This window comes from Pandoraea sp. NPDC087047 (assembly GCF_044745225.1).
Taxonomy (GTDB): domain Bacteria; phylum Pseudomonadota; class Gammaproteobacteria; order Burkholderiales; family Burkholderiaceae; genus Pandoraea.
In genome coordinates this window covers 64309-81793 of the sequence record NZ_JBIUZU010000012.1, presented here as the reverse complement: position 1 = coordinate 81793, position 17485 = coordinate 64309, and the positions used below count along the sequence as shown (strand labels likewise).

Sequence of the window (17485 nt, the reverse complement as noted above, 5' to 3'; positions counted from 1 at the left end):
GGAGTACCAGATGGTAAAACGCCTCACGTCCACACCCGCCCCCCACACCGCCAGGCCTGCCGCATCCTCCGCGTCAAGCGGCGCATCAACCGCCACGCCCGCCTCGCGGCAGTTCGACGCCCCGGGCGCGGCGCTGCCCGCCAGGTCGCAAGCGTCGCGCGGCGGGCAGACGGCAGCCAACGCCGCGTCCGGCGAAAAATCACTGGCCTCGCGCGTGCAATCGAAGCTGTTCGCACGGGCTGTCGTGATACAGGCCGGCGTGAGCGGCACATCGCTCACGCGGCATCGCCCGGGCGGCCCCGCCGCAACGCCCGCCCAATTGCCGGGCGATCCGGATCTCAGCCCCGGCGCGCTGCTCACCCTCGCGCAGCAGATGCACGAGAGTCTTTCCCAATCGGAGATCGAGGTCTGGTCGCGCCCGGCGCCGTCACCGGCACGTCAACGGCTCGAGCGCATGTTTCCGTTCCTGTCGGCCGGTCCCACGCGCAATATCGCGCGGCTCAATGTCCACCGCGTCGACGACATCGGTCGTGCCCCGTCCGGCGCGTCGCGCCCTACGCCAACGCAGCCGCACTCAGGTACGGTGCCGGATGCGGTGAAAACGCTCATCGAGCGCATCGATCGCTTGCAGGCCGACCTCGGCGCGGCAATGACCCAGGTGAAGGCAGCCGAGCGGGCGCTTCACGCGGCGACACAGGATCGCGACAAACAAATGCGCCTCGGCGTGGCCCCCGACGCCCCCGCCCCGGCTTTACGGGAAGCCGAGGAAGCCGTGAGCCGCGCACGCGGCGCGTTGGAGCGCACCGTCACGCATCGCGACGCCGCTGCCACGTCGCTGAGTCGCGCCGTGCATAGTCCGGAAGCCCTGATGATCGCGTCGGTCAACTTTCACGAACAGGAAGCCCAGGCGCATACGAAATTCACACTGGATCGCATCGACGATTTCGCTCGTCAAGTGGACGAATGCAAGCGCGAAACGCCGGATAAGCTTGAGCGCATCAAGACCGCGCTGCACGCCGGCAACGACGCCGTGCGCACCCTCATGAACCTGAGCATGCAGGCCGATGCGGCGCGCGAGCACGCAGCCATTGCGCAATCCGAGATCACGCGTCTGAGCGAGAAAATCGCAAAGCTCGCCGCAGGCGAGACCGGTCAGACGCAAGCAGGCGACGACCCTGCGCCGCAAGCCCGGACCTTGCTGCACAAACTGCAAACCGCGCAGGCGAGCTATGAGCGCGCGACATCGGTGCTCACGCGAATCGAGACCGATCACGGCGATCTCGATGCCGCCATCGCCAAAAAGATGGACGAACTGAATCGCCATCTTTCGTCCCGTAGCGAGGTGGTTCGCGACGCCCATCACGCCGATCTGCTGTCCGGCCAGATCGAGGCGCTGCGCCGCGACGCCCCGGCGCAGGCCAATGCCGCGGACAAGCAGCAAAGCGGCGGCGATGCGATCAAAACGCTCAACGACTATATCGCCCAAGTCGGCGCCGCCAACACCTCGCAGTTCTCCCCGCAAGCGCAGGCGCACCTGGCACCGGCACTGCGAACGATGGCCGAGCGCATGCGCGCCCAGACAAGCGCTCCGCTGCCGGACCACGGCGTGGCCGAAATCGTCTCGCATGCGATTGCTACCGTCACCGGCAGTGGCGATGGTGAACGGGCCGCGCGAGCCCTGAACCTGATGGCGGAGCACCCGGCGGCCGACTGGACGCGCCCCGGCGGTGCCGCAAACGAACCGGCGAACGACGTACGCGCGCTGTGCCGCGAATTGGCCAAACTGCCGCGAGGCGCCGACCTCATCCACTATCTGAGTGCCGACGGCGGCAAAGCGCCGGACGCGCAGGTACGACTCGCGCTGAAAGTCTTCTGGACCGCCGACGACGCCCGGGCAAAGATCACGGAAAGCACCGGCAGCGACGTCAACGCGTGGCTCGGCAAGGCCTGTGACGTGGCCGCCGCCAAGCTCGATCCGGGCGCCGGCGAGCACGCCGTCGAGCATGACGACGTGGCACTCGCCGCCTTCCACGCCGTGCGCAACGGTTACACCAGCAATGCGCCAGGTTCGCCCTACGCGCTGCATAACGCGCGCCTGCACAAGGCCTCGGAAAACTGGGTGATGTACGCGAACGCTCAGGCGTCGCCGCAAAAACGTCCGCAAGTGCCCGTCTGGGTCAAGGCCTGGCACAAAGTGTCGCCGCTCAGCGAAAAGACGCCGTTTCGCGCCGGCACCCTCAAGAACGCCAACCGGCTCGGCGAGCGCATCGGATTGAGCCACCCCCGACTGTCGCTCGACCGCGTAGTGAGCAGCAAGATCGACATCGCCAAGGCCAATGTCAAAGAAGCGCGCGAACAACGCCTGTCGCCCCAGGCGCAGGAGACGGTGCTCGTCGCCAATGCCATCGTGTCGCATCTCAGGCAGTTGGAGAAGCACGGTGCACACCTGTCGGAAGTCGCGCTCGGCCCGCACGATCTCGCCGCCGTCAAACGGCGGGTGCGCAAGGCCCACGACGCCGGCACGGCATCCACCGGGAACGCCGCCACCCCGAAAGCCACCCCGCGCGCCTCGGGCAAGCCAGCCGCGATTGCCCTGCCCGAAGCGTTCTTTGCGCTGTTCGACGAACGCAAGTCCGCATACGAAGCGATGGAAGTGATCAACACGACCCTGACTTCGCTCACCCCGCCGAAGGCAAGCAGCGACGGGGAGAAAAGCGACGGCGACGCGTCCGGGCGACGCGATAGCGCCGCCACGGCAAAAGCCGCGCTCGATTACGTTCGCACCGGCAAGCTGTCCGACAAGACCGGCGTGGAGATGCTGCTCAGCAGTTACGTCGAGGACTTCCGCACCGGGCATCGCATCCGCGTGTCCGGTGGCGGCACGGTGGGCGGCGGCGTACCGAAGTTGCCGGTCGTGCCCGCACCCTCGGTCGTCACACCGGTGTTCAGCGCCGAGGCATCGCTCTCGCGGGAGGCGTCGTTGCAGATCGCCATGAACACGCTGAGCCTGGAGCTCTCCATCGGTCAGGTGCAAACGAAAGCCGCCGAAACCACGGTCGGCGCGGCGATCGGCGGCAGCATTGCCGGGCCGGTCTCCGCGCAAGGCACGGTCACCGCCAAGTTCGCCACCTCGCGCACGCAAACGCAGGCGACCGTGTTGCGGCAGCCGCGAACGCCCAAGGACGACGCGAAAACGCGAAACGAAATGCTGGACGTGATTCACAGCACCCTGCAATGGGACAAGCTGGCGCCGAAGAAGGGGCCGTCGTACGCCGATCCGCTCGAAGCGATCTTCGCGCGCCACCCCACCCTCTCGGTGGTGGAACTGCTCGAACAAGGCCGCTCCGACACGACCACTGTGCGCGCGGCGGCCACGCTGCCGGGCGTGAAGCGCAAATCGCACGACAAGGAAACGCAGACACTGGGCGTCGAATTCTCGGTCGCCGGCGAGCACGACAAAACGCGCACGCGACGCACCGAGGCGGGCGGCGGCATCCAGATCAACGCGATGGGCATCAACGCTCAGCAGCGGGTGACGGCAGGCGCGTCCGTGGCGCTCTCCCCTATCGCCAATCAGAGCGTGAAACTCCATGAGAAAGGGGCGTCTGCGCAAACGCAATCGCTGCCGCTGGGCGTCTCGATCACCCGCGACGTTTACTGGCACATGGACCGCAAGGACATCAGCGCGTTTCAGGTCGACGGCAAGTTCGACGCCGACCTTGATCGTTACCATGCAAACGCAAAGGACATGCTCGCCGAGATCGGCGCGAACCGGGAGAACTGGCTGCGGCAAGCCATCTCGAAGATGCCCGCCGACGAGAACGGCGAGAAGAATACTCTGATGAACCGCATGCGGGCCGCGACGCAATTGGAAGCCTTCGAATCGGCGGTGCGCGACATCGACAGGAACAACAAGCTCTGCCACTTCCAGATCAACTACAGCCTGTCGCCCCATATCGGCCCGTGGATCGATAACCTGCGGGCGCTGGCCCAGCAGGCGCAGGCGCGCGGCGATCACGAGACCGCCAACAAGGCGCGCAACGATATCGATGCCGTTCTCCAGATGCCCGGCGCCTGGCACGCCACCCGACTGGCGGTGCGCAAACGTGTCAAGGAACAGCAGGCGTTCGGCTTGCGCAGTTTCGTTCGCCTGCAGGCGACACGCGGCGCTGAAGGTCAGCAGACGCTGGCGCAGTTCCCGCCGCCCTGAGCACTTGGCGGCACTGGCGGCACTGGCGGTGCGCTAACGCGCCGCCGGTGCTGCAGCAGAACCTGCGCTCGCGCCGCCCGGCGTCGACAGGCTTTGCATCAGCGCCGAGAACCCATGCAAGTGGAGTGCGTCACGAACCTGATCGGCGACGGCAAGCGTCATGGTGGCGAGCATCAGCACCCCGATAAACCCGCGCACCGGCTGACTGAGAGACGAAGGCTCCAGTTTACCGGCGGCACGCGCGACGATGCCCAGCCCGACATCCACCAGCACCAGCGCCAGCATGATCGGGGTGGCCAACCGCACGGCCGTATCTGTCACCCCGCCGCCGGTCGCAATCGTCAGCTCGATCGCGCGCGTCTGAAAATCCGGCAGCGTAGACGCGAGCGGCCACCAGTGGAACGACGAGAACACCACGCCGAGCACCACCGGCATGCCGCCCGCGACATAGAAGAGCGTGGTGGCGAGTTGCAGCAACAGATTCGACACGGGGGTGCTCTGATCGCCCTGCTGGGGGTTGGTCATCTGCACACTGTTGAAACCGGTCAGATCGTCGATGATCACGCCTGCGCTCTGCGCTATCCAGAAAATCGACGCGCTGGCGTAGCCGATCAGTAACCCGATCAGGCTTTCCTTGAGCGTGAGCATGAACAACATGCCGGCTGACAGTCCGTCGAAATCGGCAGGCGACTGCCCCGCTGCGATAAACCCCGTTAGCAAATAGACGATGCCCGCGCGAGCCAGACCGGGAATAGCCTGCGAGCCGGTCGGCGGCAACACGAGGAAGAGCACGAGGACACGAATGCTGGACAGCGCAATCATGTAGAGCAAGCCTTCCACATTCGCATGCAGCCCCTGCATGGCGTTGAAGAACGAAGTGAGATCGAGCATGGCGAGCGATAGGGAACGATTGGCTGAACGCCAGGGCGTTGCGAGCATCAGGCGCGTGATGAACGTTGTGCGCGCCGACGCTGACGATAGATGCGCGCCGCGGCGACCTCCCCGCTCTCGTCGTCGAGCGCCATCTCGGCCGCCAACGCAGCGTCGCGCAGCAACGCATCGCGCGCCTCGACGCAGGCGTCGCGCGAGGCCTGCGCCCGGTGCACGTCTTGTTGCGCAGTGGAAACGCCGGTTTGCGCGCAGACGACACGCGCCTGCGCCCGCGCGCACTGCTGCGTGGCTTGCGCAAGCCTATCGGCCTGTTCTCGCAGACGAATATCGTGGCGCAGCCAGTCTTCCGGCAAGAACACCGGATTGTCGTGAATGGCGCTGGCCCACGCGGCTCGGGTGTCGTCGAGGGTCGACGCGGCGGCGGCGCGCTGTGCGTCGGCCGTCTGAGCCATCTCCTGCGCGCTCGCCAACACCGCGCGCGCCTGCGCGAGCGCCGACTCGGCACGCTCGCAATGGCGCGTCTTCACACGAACGACGCTCGACCATGCGCGCAAACTGGCGGCCATCGCTTAGCCTCCGTAGGCGTATTGCACGACGGTGGAGAGTGTCTCGTCGAAGGGCGTGAGGTCGTCCACACGCTGACCGAGGAACGCTTCGAGCGCGTCGTGATGCGCGAGCGCTTCATCGCTCAACGGATCCGCGCCGCCCGAGTACTCGCCCACCTGCAACAGCGTCTCGATCTCGTTGTAGCGCGCGAGCAGCTTGCGCATATGCCCGGCACCGGCCTGATGATCCGGATGCGCCACCAGCGACATCACGCGGCTCAGGCTGTTGAGGATATCGATGGCCGGGTAGCGATTTCGTGCCGCGATGTCCCGCGACAGAATCAGGTGACCGTCGAGAATCCCTCGCACTTCTTCAGTCACAGGGTCGCTGCCGGATTCGTCTTCGGCCAGCACGGTGTAGAGCGCCGTGATCGATCCGGTGCTGCCCATGCCCGCGCGTTCGAGCAGTCTCGGCAATTCCGCGAAGATCGACGGCGGATAACCGCGCCGCGTCGGCGGCTCGCCTGCGGCCAGGCCGATTTCGCGTTGCGCACGCGCGAAGCGGGTCAGCGAGTCCATCATCATCAGCACACGCAGCCCGCGGTCGCGAAAGTATTCGGCCACGGCCGTGCCCACATAGGCGGCCTTGGCCCGCTCGACGGACGAGCGATCCGACGTCGCACAGACCACCACCGAGCGACGCATGCCCTCGGGGCCGAGCGTCAGCTCGATGAATTCGCGCACTTCGCGTCCGCGCTCGCCGATCAGCACGATCACACTGATGTCGGCTTCGGTGCCGCGTGCGAGCATGCCGAGCAATGTACTTTTGCCGACACCCGCCGCAGCGAAGATACCCACGCGCTGCCCTTCTCCGAATGTGGTCAGGCCGTCGATGGCGCGCACCCCCGTTGCGATGGGCGTATCGATCATGCGCCGGTGCATGGGGTCCGGCGCATTGGCGTGAATGGAGATGGACTCGCTCGTGCGCAACGGACCGAGGCCGTCGATCGGCTCGCCTAGTCCGTCGATCACGCGCCCGAGCAACGCGTCGCCCACACCGATCGAGAGCGGCTTTCCCGTGCCTGCCACGCGCGTCTCGCGCGACAGGCCGATCATGTTGCCGAACGGCGCGAGCAGCAGACGGTCGCGGCTGAAGCCCACGACTTCGGCGCGCTGCCGGACCGTGCCATCTTTGTCCAGGAGCGTGCATAGCTCGCCGAGGCAGGCGTCGAGGCCCGTCACCTGAATCAACGTGCCCGTGACCTCCGCGATCTTGCCGAAACGACGGCCGAACGGCAGCGCGTCGACAGCGTCGCCGAACCAGCGCTCGATTGGCGGTGCAGCAGGGGTAGCGAGGGGCGGCAGCGGGTCGTTCATGTTTGCGTGTCTTCCTCGGCGGAGTCGGCGTAGGCTTCGCCCTCGTTGACGGCGTCCACGCCGCCGGCGTCATCCGTATCTATCGATGATTCCGCCATCCGCTCGACGGCGCCCGCCAATGCGAGCCGCAACGCGTCTAGCTGGACCGACAGGCTGGCGTCGAGAATGCCGTCGTCCCATTCGCACTGGCAATCGCCGGGCTGCGCGCCAGCATCGGGCAGCACATCGAAACCACCCCGCCAATCCGTGGCGGCGGCCATCTCGATGAGTGCGGCGCGCGTGAGTTCGAGGTCTTCAGGATGCACGCGCAGAACCAGATGCGTCTGCTCGTCGATCATGCGGTGCAAGGTCGTCACGACTGCGCGCAACCGCGCGTCTCGGCCCGCCTCGCCGACCATCTGCTCCACGGCGCGGCAGACAACGCCCGCCAGGCGCTCGCCCATGCGCTGCATCGCTTCGTGCTTTTCCATCACGCGCGCTTGCATCGCGGCGTGCGCGTCTTCGATACCCTGTGCGAAACCCGCCTCACGTCCCGCCTGCTCGGCTTGCGCGTGGCAAGCGCGCGCTTGCTCGTCGATCTGCGCGGCGCTCGCCCGAGCGTGCGCGACAAGCGATGCCGCTTCTTCACGAGCGCTATCGAGCAGCGCTTGCGCTTGCCTGAGCGCGGCGTCGATGTCCATCGCGCTCGCGACTTCCTCACGACGCAGCACCGGGTGGTCCCACCCTACGCGCGGAGCATCGTGAGACGGCAGATTCAGCCAGACGATCATAAGAATTCGGGCAGAAGTGAAGGCAAATCGGCAAAAAAGCGTGCCGACTCGCGCGTTATGGCGATGATGTCGGCGCTCTCATCCAAGGCCGGCACCTGCGGCCAATCGTGGCGCAAGGACAAGAGATAGACCAACGAGGGATCGTCGATCCCGCCGGGGTGACGCAACCGGGCAAGCCCGTCGGCCGCCAGTGCGTGGGCCGTCAGTTCCGCAGGCCAATCAGGCTCTACCGCCCCCCGAACCGGGGCAAGCGCAAGCAGACGAGACAAGCCATCGGCGCCCACGGCGCTGCGCAGCGCCGCGAGACGCTCGCGATCCACACAACGGCGCACCTGCGAGCCGCGCGCATACAAGGCACGCAGGGCCAGCCCCCGTGAACACAACGACGCCTCACAGACAGCCAACCGCGCAGCAGGCGACAGGAACGTGGCGGACGACACCGTCATGTGCCCGGCCATGCCACGCCACGCGCCCAGGCCCGGTGTCGACTGCACTGCGCAGACCGTCGATAAACGTTCGGCCACTTCCCGCAAACGCTGCTCGACGTTTCTCAACGCGCCCAGCAGCACCTCAATGGGAACGTCGGCCATCGCTGCCGTGGCCTGCGTGTCGGCGAATGCGCGTCGCCCGCTCATGGCTGGGCCGGCGCACCGGACGCGGCGTCTGCGCCCTCAGATGCCGACGCATCGCTATCGCCTCCCCGCCGCGCGCCGAACTTCCTGCCCAGCACGGCTGCGATACGCGTGCGCAAGACAAAGCCCGCGACGCCGAGCCCGGCCAGCAGCACGCCTGCCAGCGCCGCCAGCGCCCATGGCGGAATGCCGCCTACGTCGCGTCGGCGCACGAAATCGGTGTTCGCTGTGGCGGCGGGCACGAAGGTCACGCTGACGTTCTCGTACGTCAGTCCCTCGACGCTGTGCATCACGAGATTCTTGATGTTGGGCGTGAGCGAGGCGACATCCGTATTCGACCGATAGGTAATGAAGACCGCGGCCGACGACGGCTTGACCACGGTCGAGAGCGGGTCGTTGTTCGGCAAGACGATCTGCACGCTTGCGTACGACACGCCGTCGATGCGCGAGAGCATGGCCGAGAGCTGCTGCGAGACCCCATAGATGAAGCGCACGCGCTCCTCGGTAGGCGTCGAGATCAGCCCGTCCTTCTTGAACATGTCGCCAAGATTCACGTACTTGTCGTGGGGCAGACCATGCGCGTGCAGCACCTGCACCGCAGCGGCAAAGTCATCGTCTGCCACGCTCACGGTCCAGGACTTGCCGTTATCCGGCGACTGCTTGTCTGAGCGGATGCCCTGCTCGTACAACACGGTGAGCATATCGTCGGCGTCGCTCTCGCTCAGTTGCGAATAGAGCTGCTTGTTGCATCCGGCGAGCAGCAACACCAGTGCCAGCGCCAAAAGACCCGACTTCATGCGCCCGCGAGGCGCAACGGCTGCGGTCATGTCACTGGTTCTTCATCAGGTTCTGCACAGCGCCTTTACCGCCCTGTGCGAAGCCCACACCCAACTCGATGCGCGCCATCGTCTCTGCCATCTCGAACTGCAAGCGCACCATATTGGCCGTGAGTTCGCGCGTATCCATCTCGCCCGCTTCGGCCTGAAAGTGCGCCACGTCAGCAGACACACGGTTCACGGCATCGTCCTGAGTCGCCACCAACTGCGCTGCAACGGAGGTGTGCACACCACTCACGCCACTGGGGCGCTCCAGCGCCGCCTTCGCCATCGACTGTTGAAAACGAGCCTGGGCGTCGAGCGATGCGGGCGGGGGCAACGCCGTCGCACGGGCATCCGGCGCGTGCGTTGGGGCCGGCAAGGCATTCGCGCCCGTGCCCGGCCCGATGGCCGTTGCAGCACCCTGAGCGGCCAGCGCGGCGACGGGAGGAACAGGCTTCACGGACATGAGGACCATGGCGAACGGGATGTGGAAGAACGGTGGAGAGAAAGGCCCGGTGATGTCCGGGCGCAGAAAACTCGCTCAGGCGCGCATGAAATGCATGGTCGCGAACGGCGAGATATCGCCCGCCGTGGCTACCGGCTCGGCCTCTTTACGCTTGCCCATGAGCAGGCTGACCAGATTCACCGACTCCTGATCTTCGTTGCGCGCCAGCACCTCATTGGCGTAAATGCGCCACGACGGATCACGCAGCGAGAACAGGCAGATGGCCGTCAACGCGCTCACATAGGCACCGTACGGCGAGCGAAGCGGCTGGTTTTCCAGCTCGCGCAGCAGTTGCGTCGCTTCGGTGTATTTCTTGCGGCCCATCAGCAGCCACACGTCGTACACATGCAACTCGCGAAAGCGCGGACGCATGACGTGCAAAGCGGCAAGCAGACGTTCGGCCTCGCTGAGATATTCCTTGTTGACGCTCGTCACGAGCAGTTCGATAAGACCGGACACCAGATTGTCCGGACAGGACGTCAGTTCGAGCACGCTCGCCTCCATGGGTAGATACCGCGCCAGCGAGCCTCGCACGCCAGCCATATGCCATCCACGATAGCCCTCTCGCGGGTGAGGCGACGTAGCGCAATGCGAACAATCGTCGCCCCGTGCGAACCCCCTCGCCTCAAGGTGGCGATCCTCATCTTCGGCCCGTTGGCGGCTTCGCCATGCGCGTCGCGACTTCGCATTGCCTGCGAAACGGCGTGTCGGCATCGACCACCATCCTGCCCATGTCCGATGAAAAGACCGAACAGCCCACAGAGAAGAAGCTCGAGAAAGCGAAAGAGGACGGGGAGTCGCCCAAGAGCACCGACCTTCCCGCCGCACTGCTCTTTCTCGCGGGCGCCGCTGTGCTTGACTTCGCCCCCGGTTTTCAGGGCGAACACCTGCGTCAGATGTTCGTGATCGCGTTCGACGTCGGACACACCAGCACGCAGGGATACGACGTCTTCGACGCCATGCGCGTCATCGCGATTCAGGCCGGCTGGGTACTGCTGCCGATGCTCGCGCTCGCGTTTCTGGTGCCCGTCATCGGGCTGCTCGCGCAGGTCGGCGTCAACATCACGTTCAAACCGCTCACGCCGAAGTTCGATGCGATCAACCCCGGCGCGGGTCTCAAGCGCATGTTTTCGCTGCGCTCGTTCATCGACCTGATCAAGATGACGATCAAGGCGGTGGTGCTGGCGGCGGTGCTCTACAAGGTCACGTGGCTGCTTATGCCGGCCGCGGCGGGTCTGGTCTATCAGACGACCTTTGCCGCCGCGAGCATCGCCTGGACCCTGCTGTGCCGTTTCATGGCGGTGGGTGGCTTCATCACGCTGCTGCTCGGCGTGGCCGACTACGGCGTTCAGCGCTGGCTGTTCATTCGGGATCACCGCATGACGAAAGACGAGATCAAGCGCGAAAGCAAGGATTCCGAGGGCGATCCGGAAATCAAGCACAAACGCAAAGCGTTCGCGAAGGAGCTGCTCAACGAACCGCCGAAGGCGTCGCTCTCGCAAGCGAACGCGCTTGTCGTGAATCCGACGCACTACGCCGTGGCCATTCGTTACGCCCCGGAAGAACACGGCCTGCCGCGTGTCATTGCCAAGGGCCTCGACGACGACGCGCTGCGCATGCGCGCCCACGCCGAAGCCATCGGCGTGCCGATCGTGCCCGCCCCGCCGCTGGCGCGTGCTCTCTATGAAGTCCCCCTCGGGGACGCCGTTCCGGACCCGCTCTTCGACGCGGTCGCCGAAGTGCTGATCTGGGTCAGCCAGCTCTGCCCGTCGCAAGGCGCGGGACTGCCCGCATAAGGTTCATGCCGATATGAAAGCCAACGTTCATCGCTATTCGGGCGAAGTCGCCATCGCCGCCCTGATCGTGGCCGTCGTCGCGCTCATGATCCTGCCGCTACCCACACTGCTCATCGACATGCTGCTCTCCGTGAACATCACGCTGAGCGTGGTGCTGCTCACGGCCACCATGTACGTGCCCAGCGCGACATCGCTGTCCTCCTTCCCGTCCTTGCTGCTCTTCACCACTCTTTTGCGGCTGTCGCTGAACATTGCGTCGACCAAATCGATTCTGTTGCACGCCGACGCGGGACACATCATCGAGAGCTTCGGCGAGTTGGTCGTCGGCGGCAACCTCGTGGTGGGCATGGTCGTGTTCCTCATCATCACGACCGTGCAGTTCATCGTGATCGCCAAGGGTTCCGAGCGCGTGGCCGAAGTCGGTGCGCGATTCACGCTCGATGCCATGCCCGGCAAGCAGATGAGTATCGATGCCGACGTGCGCGCGGGCAACCTGACCGGTGAGGAAGCGCGCAAGCATCGCGCGCTACTCGCCGTCGAGAGTCAGTTGCACGGCGGCATGGATGGGGCGATGAAGTTCGTCAAGGGCGACGCCATTGCAGGACTGGTCATCACCATGGTCAACATCGTCGCCGGCATCGTGATCGGCGTGACGTACCACGGCATGACGGCAGGCGAAGCCGCCTCGCGCTTTGCCGTGCTGTCCATTGGCGACGCCATGGTGTCGCAGATCCCGTCGCTGCTGATCTCGGTGGCCGCCGGCGTGATGATCACGCGGGTGGCCAACGATCACGACAAGCCGCGCTCGCTGGGCATGGAGATCGCCGCGCAACTCTCCACCAGCCCGCGCGCGCTGTGGACAGCCTCGATCCTGCTGTGCGGCTTCGCGCTCGTGCCCGGCTTTCCGTCGACGATCTTCATCGTGCTTGCTTCGGCCATCTTCGTCGGCGGACGGGCCGTACGCGCCCATCTGCAACGCAATGCGCGCTCCGACGGCGAGGCGCTCGCCTCGTTGCAGCGCGAAGGCGCGAAGAAGCTCGCGGGCAACATGCTGCGGCACGCCCCGTCGTTCGCCGCGCCGCTGGCCGTCAAACTCTCGGAGAATCTCGGCGCGCAAATCGATAGCACCGTGCTCAACGACGCCTTCGAGAAGGGACGGCGCGCCGTCACCGACGAACTTGGCCTACCCTTCCCCGGCATTGTCTTCTGGGTCGACGACAGCTTCTCTCCCGACGAATTCGAAGTGCTGATCCACGATGTGCCGGTCGCGCGCGACGTTTGCAAGCCCACCTCGGGCGCATCGGGAGAGTCAGGCGGGCCGGGGGAATCGCGCGAAGTGCAGATCAGCCAGTGCGTCGTAGCGATGCTCCGGCGTGAAGCGCGCCTGTTCATCGGCGTTCAGGAAACGCAGTGGATCATGGAGCGCGCCACGCCCGATTACCCCAATCTCGTGACGGAAGTACAGAAGGCGGCGCCGGTTCAGCGTATTGCAGAAGTGCTGCGTCGCTTGCTCGAAGAGCAGGTGCCGATCCGCGATATCCGCGCCATCATGGAAAGTCTGGTGGCCTGGGGACCGAAGGAGAAGGATCTCATCATGCTCACCGAGTATGTGCGCAGCGATCTGGGCCGGATGATTGCGCACCGGGCGGCACAGGGGCAAGGTCGCCTGCCCGCCATCGTGCTCGATCAGACACTGGAGCAGACGATCCGTCAGGCGATCAAGCCCACGCCCGCGGGCAACTTCCTCACGCTGGAGCCGCATCTCATCGAAGCCATCGTGCGACGTCTCGCCGAGCTGGCCACCGACACGCCGCCCGAAAATCTCGCCGTGGTCACCGCTGCCGACATCCGCCGATACTTCCGTCGCCTGATCGAGAAGCGATTTCACTGGATCAATGTGTATTCGTTTCAGGAACTCAACGGTGAAGTCGATCTGCGCATGGTCGGCCAGTTGTCGATCTGACGCGCTCAGGAACGGAAATCATCATGAACCATCGGACACGGCTTCACGGCGCGATACTCCACGCACCGGCGCAGGATGAAGCCCGCGCGAGCGAGCCACCCGCCGCCAGCACGGTTGCCGACGCCGATACCGCCGGGCGATTCCGGCAATTGCTGGCGCGCCACGGGGCGGCGCAAGACGTTCCGCAGAGTACACCGCAGGAAAATCTGGACGCGCCGGCCGATAGCGCCAGCGAGACCCTTCCGTGGGGACAAAACGAGCTTCGGGAACGCATGATGGCGTCGGCGGACAGCCCGCTTGCCGCGAAAGGCATGCCTCATCGCCATCGCCGTTCGCAGGCACGACGTGCGGGCCCATCGGGAATATCCAGCGCCCGAGCGACAACGTCGCAGGTCGCCGATGAGCACAGCGACGATGCCGACCACAGTGCCGTCGAATCACCGGTGGGTCGTTCGATGTTGCCGAGCAGCCAGCAATGCTTCCACGACGACACCGTACCGGCGCGGGTCGACGATGTCGCCCCTGCCGTCGAAGCGACACGAAATACCGATGCCGTGGATGCGTCGGCGCTGCCCGCCGTCGTCGACACCGTGACGCACGCGCTGGTATCGCTCGACGCATCGCGCCTGCCGGGCGTCGCAGATCGTCATGCCGAAATGCCGCGTGAGATCACGTTGACGCTGGCACCGTCGGTGCTGCCCGAGACGCGCCTGCACCTTCAACTTTCGGCGGGCGCGCTATCGCTTCGCTTCGAGACGGATCACCGTCAATCGGCCACCCTACTCTCGAATCGGGCGGCGGATCTCGCGCAGCGCATTTTCCGCCGCACCGGTCGTGCCGTCACCGTCAGCCTGAACGGCGACGCACTCGCTGGCAGCCACCGAACCGTTTCATGAACCCGACGCCGCATTGCCCCACGCCCCCGGTGCCCTCACCCCTCCCGCTACGGCACTACAGCGCCACGCTCGCCAACGTGGCGCGTTGGCTGCTGCGCGACACGACATTCGGTTTGCAGGTGTTGACGGGCCATGCCGTGCTGACCACCGGCGCGCTGGCCCGTATCGTGCTCGGGAGTTCATTGGGGGAAGCACGCTTGCGCGTCGATTTGTCTGCGGCGCCCGCGTTGGCGGCCATCGTGCGCGATCCGGACCCGTTGCGCGCCCGCCTGCTCTTCAATCTCTATCTCGACGTCCATCTCGCTGCGCTGCGCCGGGCGGGCATGCCCGGCCTTGTCGTACGAGACTGCGCATGGGACGACACCCCGCTCGCAGACGGCGCCCTGCCCATTGCAACGCGAGACGGCGAGATCCCGGGCGTGATCGAGTCGCTCGACGAGCGGTTCGCCACGGCACTCACGTGCATCGCCCTTGGCGAAAAGCCGCCGTCGCGCAACATCTCGCAGGCCATTGCCGCACTGCGCCTGCCATGCCGGCTTTGTCTCTCGCGCCAAAAGATCGCGGTGTCTCTGCTCGCGTCGCTGCGCCCCGGCGATGTGCTGTTCGGCTGGCACGAGCCGCTGACGGCAGCCCCGTCAGGCGGCACGGCCGTGACCGTCTGGCTACCCGACGCCTACGCTACCCGCGCGAGCGGATGGACGGCGCGCGCCACCCGTCTGGGCTCTACCCTCACGCTTACGTCCCCTTTTGCCATGACGACTGATTTCAACGCTGACCTGCCCGAAAGTCCGTTCGACGGGCTTGTCGTTCCGCTGCTTCTCGACATCGGCACGCTCGATCTGCCGCTCGCCGACATCGCCCGGATGCAGCCCGGCTACCTGCTGGAACTCCCCCGCGCGGCCGTGAGCGCTCAAGTGCGCCTGAGCGTTCACGGGCAAACCGTGGGGCACGGCGAGTTGATCGCGATTGGCGAGCATCTCGGCGTGCAGATCATGCACAGGGAAGCGGTGCATGAACACCAGCCTTAACTTCGCATCGCTGCTCGTCACGCTGCTGGCGCTGGGCCTGCTGCCCTTCGTCGCCATGGTCGTGACCTCATACACGAAGATCGTGATCGTGCTCGGGCTGCTGCGCAACGCCCTCGGCGCGCAGCAAGTCCCGCCCTCGACCGTCACCAACGGCATTGCGCTGATTCTGTCGTGCTTCATCATGGCCCCCATCGGCATGACGGCCTTCAAGGGGACGAGCGAACTTTCGACCGATGGCAGTGCCAATGCCGTGCAAGTGTTCGACGCCGCACGCGAGCCGATGCGTCAGTTCCTGTCAAAGCACGCGAGCGAGCGCGACAAGGCGTTCTTCCTGCGCTCCGCCCACGAAATCTGGCCTGCGGACCTCGCGGACAAACTCGGCCCCGACGATCTCATCGTGCTCGGGCCGGCCTTCATGACGAGCGAGCTGAGCGCGGCGTTCAAGATCGGCTTTCTGATCTACCTGATGTTCATCGTCGTCGATCTCATCATCGCGAACGTGCTCATCGCGCTCGGCCTGTCGCAGGTCACACCGACGAACGTGTCGATCCCGTTCAAGCTGCTGCTCTTCGTCGTGCTCGACGGCTGGTCCGTGCTGCTGCACGGCCTGATCTCCACCTACAAGTAACGCGATGGATTACGAGAACATTGTCCAGTTGACGACCGGCGCACTGACCGTCTGCCTGCTCGTCTCCCTGCCCCCCGTGCTGACGGCGGCCTTCGCCGGGCTGTTCATCTCGTTCGTTCAGGCCGTGACTTCGTTGCAGGACGCCAGCATCTCGCAGGTCGTCAAACTGATCGTCGTCACTGTGGTGATTCTCGCGACGGCGTCGTGGGGAGCCTCGACGGTGCTCGCGTTCGCCAAATCCATTCTTAACGTGGTGTTCGCATGAAGGCGATCTCGAACCTGCCGGGCATGCCGCCCGTCAGCGTTACCCCGTCCGACGATACGGCGACGTCCGGCCCCCCTTCGCCTGCGACGAACGGCCCTCATCACGCGCATCACCGGCATGCGGCATCGACGAGCAACACGGCCCGGCGTCGCGGACGCGGCGCGCATGATCCCGCCCACGCGCCGGATGCCCACGAGTGGCTCGAAACGCTTCACGAGCTCGCCCAGCATCATCCGTCTGCCCGTCGCCGGAAATCGCATCGTCGCGGCGCAACCGCCAGTGCGGACCCTGGCTCGCAAGATGAAATGGACGCGTCCGACGAAGACGAAGCGCTGATCTGGGAAGCCATCGCCGCGCAGGAGCAGGCGCTCGAGCGCCTCGTCGTGCAAGTGAGCGCGCGGGACGGCGGCAACGAGCGCGATCAGAAGGATCGCGAACGCGAAGGCCGTCGCGAGGCCTCGTTACGCGCGATGAGTCATGCATCGGCTCAGTTGTCTGCCCCGTTATCCTCCCCCAATAGCGACACCGGCCATACCAGCGACGACGCACGGCCCACCGCGATACCCGCCCGCACGCTGCATCTCGCCCCGAGCGAATTCGCTCGAACGACCTCGCGTACCGCCATCGACGCCGGCGCCAGACCCGCTTCGCAGGAGGAAATCAGCGCCATGGCGGCGCGTGAATTGTTCGCGCTGGGTAATCGTTATCGGTCGTCGCGAAACACCTCGATGCCGGGTGAGGCGCTGATGGAAGCGACCCGCATTATCGGGCGCGCCCTCGCCATGCCGGTGGCCGGTGGCCCGGCCTCGCGCCGCTATGCGACGCTGCGCGCCGTGAGGCATGCGTTGGTGGAAGCCATCCGTCGGGCGCCGCCCGGGAGCATTGCGCAAAGCGGTCGTCAAACGCACGCTTCGCGCGCCATTGATCGTCAGGATGCCTTTTTGTTGCTCCTTCCGCTCATGATGCTCGGTCTCGCCGCCCCCGTTCGCTCGTCGCAACTGGGCGTGCGTCAGGCACGTCAGCAGGCAATGACGCGTGAGCGTCTTCCCGTTGCCGAAGGACTTCGCAAATGACCCAACGAATTCGGATTCTTACCGGAACGCACGCAGGCGCTCAGATAAATTTGTTTGCAAGCAGTACCGCAATAGGACGCAGCGAGCA

16 protein-coding genes are annotated in these 17485 nt (G+C 65.6%); 8 read left to right on the top strand and 8 right to left on the bottom strand.

Annotated elements, in window-relative coordinates:
- The first annotated feature begins 10 nt into the window (after positions 1-10).
- Positions 11-4210, top strand: coding sequence for a hypothetical protein (locus tag ACIPHM_RS21405; RefSeq protein WP_400332729.1), 4200 nt, complete (start codon positions 11-13; stop codon positions 4208-4210).
- A gap of 33 nt (positions 4211-4243) precedes the next feature.
- Here ACIPHM_RS21405 and sctT read toward each other — a convergent pair whose 3' ends face one another.
- The 8 genes from sctT to ACIPHM_RS21365 all read right to left on the bottom strand — a co-directional run bounded on the left by sctT (position 4244) and on the right by ACIPHM_RS21365 (position 10291).
- Complete coding sequence (sctT, locus tag ACIPHM_RS21400; protein WP_400332727.1) at positions 4244-5101, bottom strand: type III secretion system export apparatus subunit SctT; 858 nt, start codon at positions 5099-5101, stop codon at positions 4244-4246.
- A gap of 47 nt (positions 5102-5148) precedes the next feature.
- On the bottom strand, positions 5149-5667 hold the full coding sequence (locus ACIPHM_RS21395; RefSeq protein WP_400332724.1) for a hypothetical protein: 519 nt from the start codon (positions 5665-5667) through the stop codon (positions 5149-5151).
- Positions 5668-5670: 3 nt separating this feature from the next.
- Positions 5671-7023: a type III secretion system ATPase SctN gene (gene sctN, locus ACIPHM_RS21390; RefSeq protein ID WP_400332721.1), complete on the bottom strand. Its 1353-nt coding sequence runs from the start codon at positions 7021-7023 to the stop codon at positions 5671-5673.
- Positions 7020-7793 (bottom strand): type III secretion system stator protein SctL, encoded by a 774-nt coding sequence (gene sctL / locus ACIPHM_RS21385; RefSeq protein WP_400332718.1) that lies wholly within the window; start codon positions 7791-7793, stop codon positions 7020-7022. Before sctL ends, sctN begins: the two co-directional genes overlap by 4 nt.
- On the bottom strand, positions 7790-8383 hold the full coding sequence (locus tag ACIPHM_RS21380) for a type III secretion protein HrpB4 (RefSeq protein ID WP_400332716.1): 594 nt from the start codon (positions 8381-8383) through the stop codon (positions 7790-7792). The genes sctL and ACIPHM_RS21380 overlap by 4 nt, the downstream gene beginning before the upstream one ends.
- A gap of 41 nt (positions 8384-8424) precedes the next feature.
- Positions 8425-9252, bottom strand: a complete 828-nt coding sequence (sctJ, locus tag ACIPHM_RS21375) for a type III secretion system inner membrane ring lipoprotein SctJ (protein WP_400332713.1) — start codon at positions 9250-9252, stop codon at positions 8425-8427.
- 1 nt (position 9253) lies between these two features.
- Positions 9254-9709: a hypothetical protein gene (locus ACIPHM_RS21370; RefSeq protein ID WP_400332710.1), complete on the bottom strand. Its 456-nt coding sequence runs from the start codon at positions 9707-9709 to the stop codon at positions 9254-9256.
- 75 nt (positions 9710-9784) lie between these two features.
- Positions 9785-10291, bottom strand: a complete 507-nt coding sequence (locus tag ACIPHM_RS21365) for an HrpB1 family type III secretion system apparatus protein (protein ID WP_400332707.1) — start codon at positions 10289-10291, stop codon at positions 9785-9787.
- Between the two features lie 125 nt (positions 10292-10416).
- On the opposite strand from ACIPHM_RS21365, the gene sctU reads away from it, so the two are divergent.
- The 7 genes from sctU to ACIPHM_RS21330 are packed head-to-tail and all read left to right on the top strand — an operon-like array spanning position 10417 to position 17397.
- Entirely contained in the window at positions 10417-11544 is a 1128-nt protein-coding gene (sctU, locus tag ACIPHM_RS21360) for a type III secretion system export apparatus subunit SctU (protein ID WP_400332704.1), read from the top strand.
- A 13-nt stretch (positions 11545-11557) separates the two neighbouring features.
- A complete protein-coding gene (locus ACIPHM_RS21355) occupies positions 11558-13507 on the top strand; it encodes an FHIPEP family type III secretion protein (RefSeq protein ID WP_400332702.1) in 1950 nt (649 codons plus the stop codon).
- A 23-nt stretch (positions 13508-13530) separates the two neighbouring features.
- Positions 13531-14403 (top strand): type III secretion HpaP family protein, encoded by an 873-nt coding sequence (locus tag ACIPHM_RS21350; protein ID WP_400332700.1) that lies wholly within the window; start codon positions 13531-13533, stop codon positions 14401-14403.
- Complete coding sequence (gene sctQ / locus ACIPHM_RS21345; protein ID WP_400332697.1) at positions 14400-15431, top strand: type III secretion system cytoplasmic ring protein SctQ; 1032 nt, start codon at positions 14400-14402, stop codon at positions 15429-15431. Before ACIPHM_RS21350 ends, sctQ begins: the two co-directional genes overlap by 4 nt.
- Positions 15415-16059 carry a type III secretion system export apparatus subunit SctR gene (gene sctR / locus ACIPHM_RS21340; RefSeq protein ID WP_400332694.1) on the top strand — a complete coding sequence of 215 codons (645 nt, stop codon included), beginning with the start codon at positions 15415-15417 and terminating at the stop codon, positions 16057-16059. The genes sctQ and sctR overlap by 17 nt, the downstream gene beginning before the upstream one ends.
- 4 nt (positions 16060-16063) lie before the next feature.
- The gene (gene sctS, locus ACIPHM_RS21335) at positions 16064-16324 is read left to right on the top strand and encodes a type III secretion system export apparatus subunit SctS (RefSeq protein ID WP_400332692.1); all 261 of its coding nucleotides are present in this window, start codon (positions 16064-16066) and stop codon (positions 16322-16324) included.
- Positions 16321-17397, top strand: coding sequence for a hypothetical protein (locus ACIPHM_RS21330; protein WP_400332689.1), 1077 nt, complete (start codon positions 16321-16323; stop codon positions 17395-17397). The genes sctS and ACIPHM_RS21330 overlap by 4 nt, the downstream gene beginning before the upstream one ends.
- Positions 17398-17485 lie beyond the last annotated feature (88 nt).

What these genes read in the sequence shown, in the direction of transcription:
- ACIPHM_RS21405 (WP_400332729.1), top strand. Translation starts at nt 11, where the DNA reads ATGGTAAAACGCCTCACGTCCACACCCGCCCCCCACACCGCCAGGCCT.
- sctT (WP_400332727.1), bottom strand. Translation starts at nt 5,101, where the DNA reads ATGCTCGATCTCACTTCGTTCTTCAACGCCATGCAGGGGCTGCATGCG.
- ACIPHM_RS21395 (WP_400332724.1), bottom strand. Translation starts at nt 5,667, where the DNA reads ATGGCCGCCAGTTTGCGCGCATGGTCGAGCGTCGTTCGTGTGAAGACG.
- sctN (WP_400332721.1), bottom strand. Translation starts at nt 7,023, where the DNA reads ATGAACGACCCGCTGCCGCCCCTCGCTACCCCTGCTGCACCGCCAATC.
- sctL (WP_400332718.1), bottom strand. Translation starts at nt 7,793, where the DNA reads ATGATCGTCTGGCTGAATCTGCCGTCTCACGATGCTCCGCGCGTAGGG.
- ACIPHM_RS21380 (WP_400332716.1), bottom strand. Translation starts at nt 8,383, where the DNA reads ATGGCCGACGTTCCCATTGAGGTGCTGCTGGGCGCGTTGAGAAACGTC.
- sctJ (WP_400332713.1), bottom strand. Translation starts at nt 9,252, where the DNA reads ATGACCGCAGCCGTTGCGCCTCGCGGGCGCATGAAGTCGGGTCTTTTG.
- ACIPHM_RS21370 (WP_400332710.1), bottom strand. Translation starts at nt 9,709, where the DNA reads ATGTCCGTGAAGCCTGTTCCTCCCGTCGCCGCGCTGGCCGCTCAGGGT.
- ACIPHM_RS21365 (WP_400332707.1), bottom strand. Translation starts at nt 10,291, where the DNA reads ATGGCTGGCGTGCGAGGCTCGCTGGCGCGGTATCTACCCATGGAGGCG.
- sctU (WP_400332704.1), top strand. Translation starts at nt 10,417, where the DNA reads ATGCGCGTCGCGACTTCGCATTGCCTGCGAAACGGCGTGTCGGCATCG.
- ACIPHM_RS21355 (WP_400332702.1), top strand. Translation starts at nt 11,558, where the DNA reads ATGAAAGCCAACGTTCATCGCTATTCGGGCGAAGTCGCCATCGCCGCC.
- ACIPHM_RS21350 (WP_400332700.1), top strand. Translation starts at nt 13,531, where the DNA reads ATGAACCATCGGACACGGCTTCACGGCGCGATACTCCACGCACCGGCG.
- sctQ (WP_400332697.1), top strand. Translation starts at nt 14,400, where the DNA reads ATGAACCCGACGCCGCATTGCCCCACGCCCCCGGTGCCCTCACCCCTC.
- sctR (WP_400332694.1), top strand. Translation starts at nt 15,415, where the DNA reads ATGAACACCAGCCTTAACTTCGCATCGCTGCTCGTCACGCTGCTGGCG.
- sctS (WP_400332692.1), top strand. Translation starts at nt 16,064, where the DNA reads ATGGATTACGAGAACATTGTCCAGTTGACGACCGGCGCACTGACCGTC.
- ACIPHM_RS21330 (WP_400332689.1), top strand. Translation starts at nt 16,321, where the DNA reads ATGAAGGCGATCTCGAACCTGCCGGGCATGCCGCCCGTCAGCGTTACC.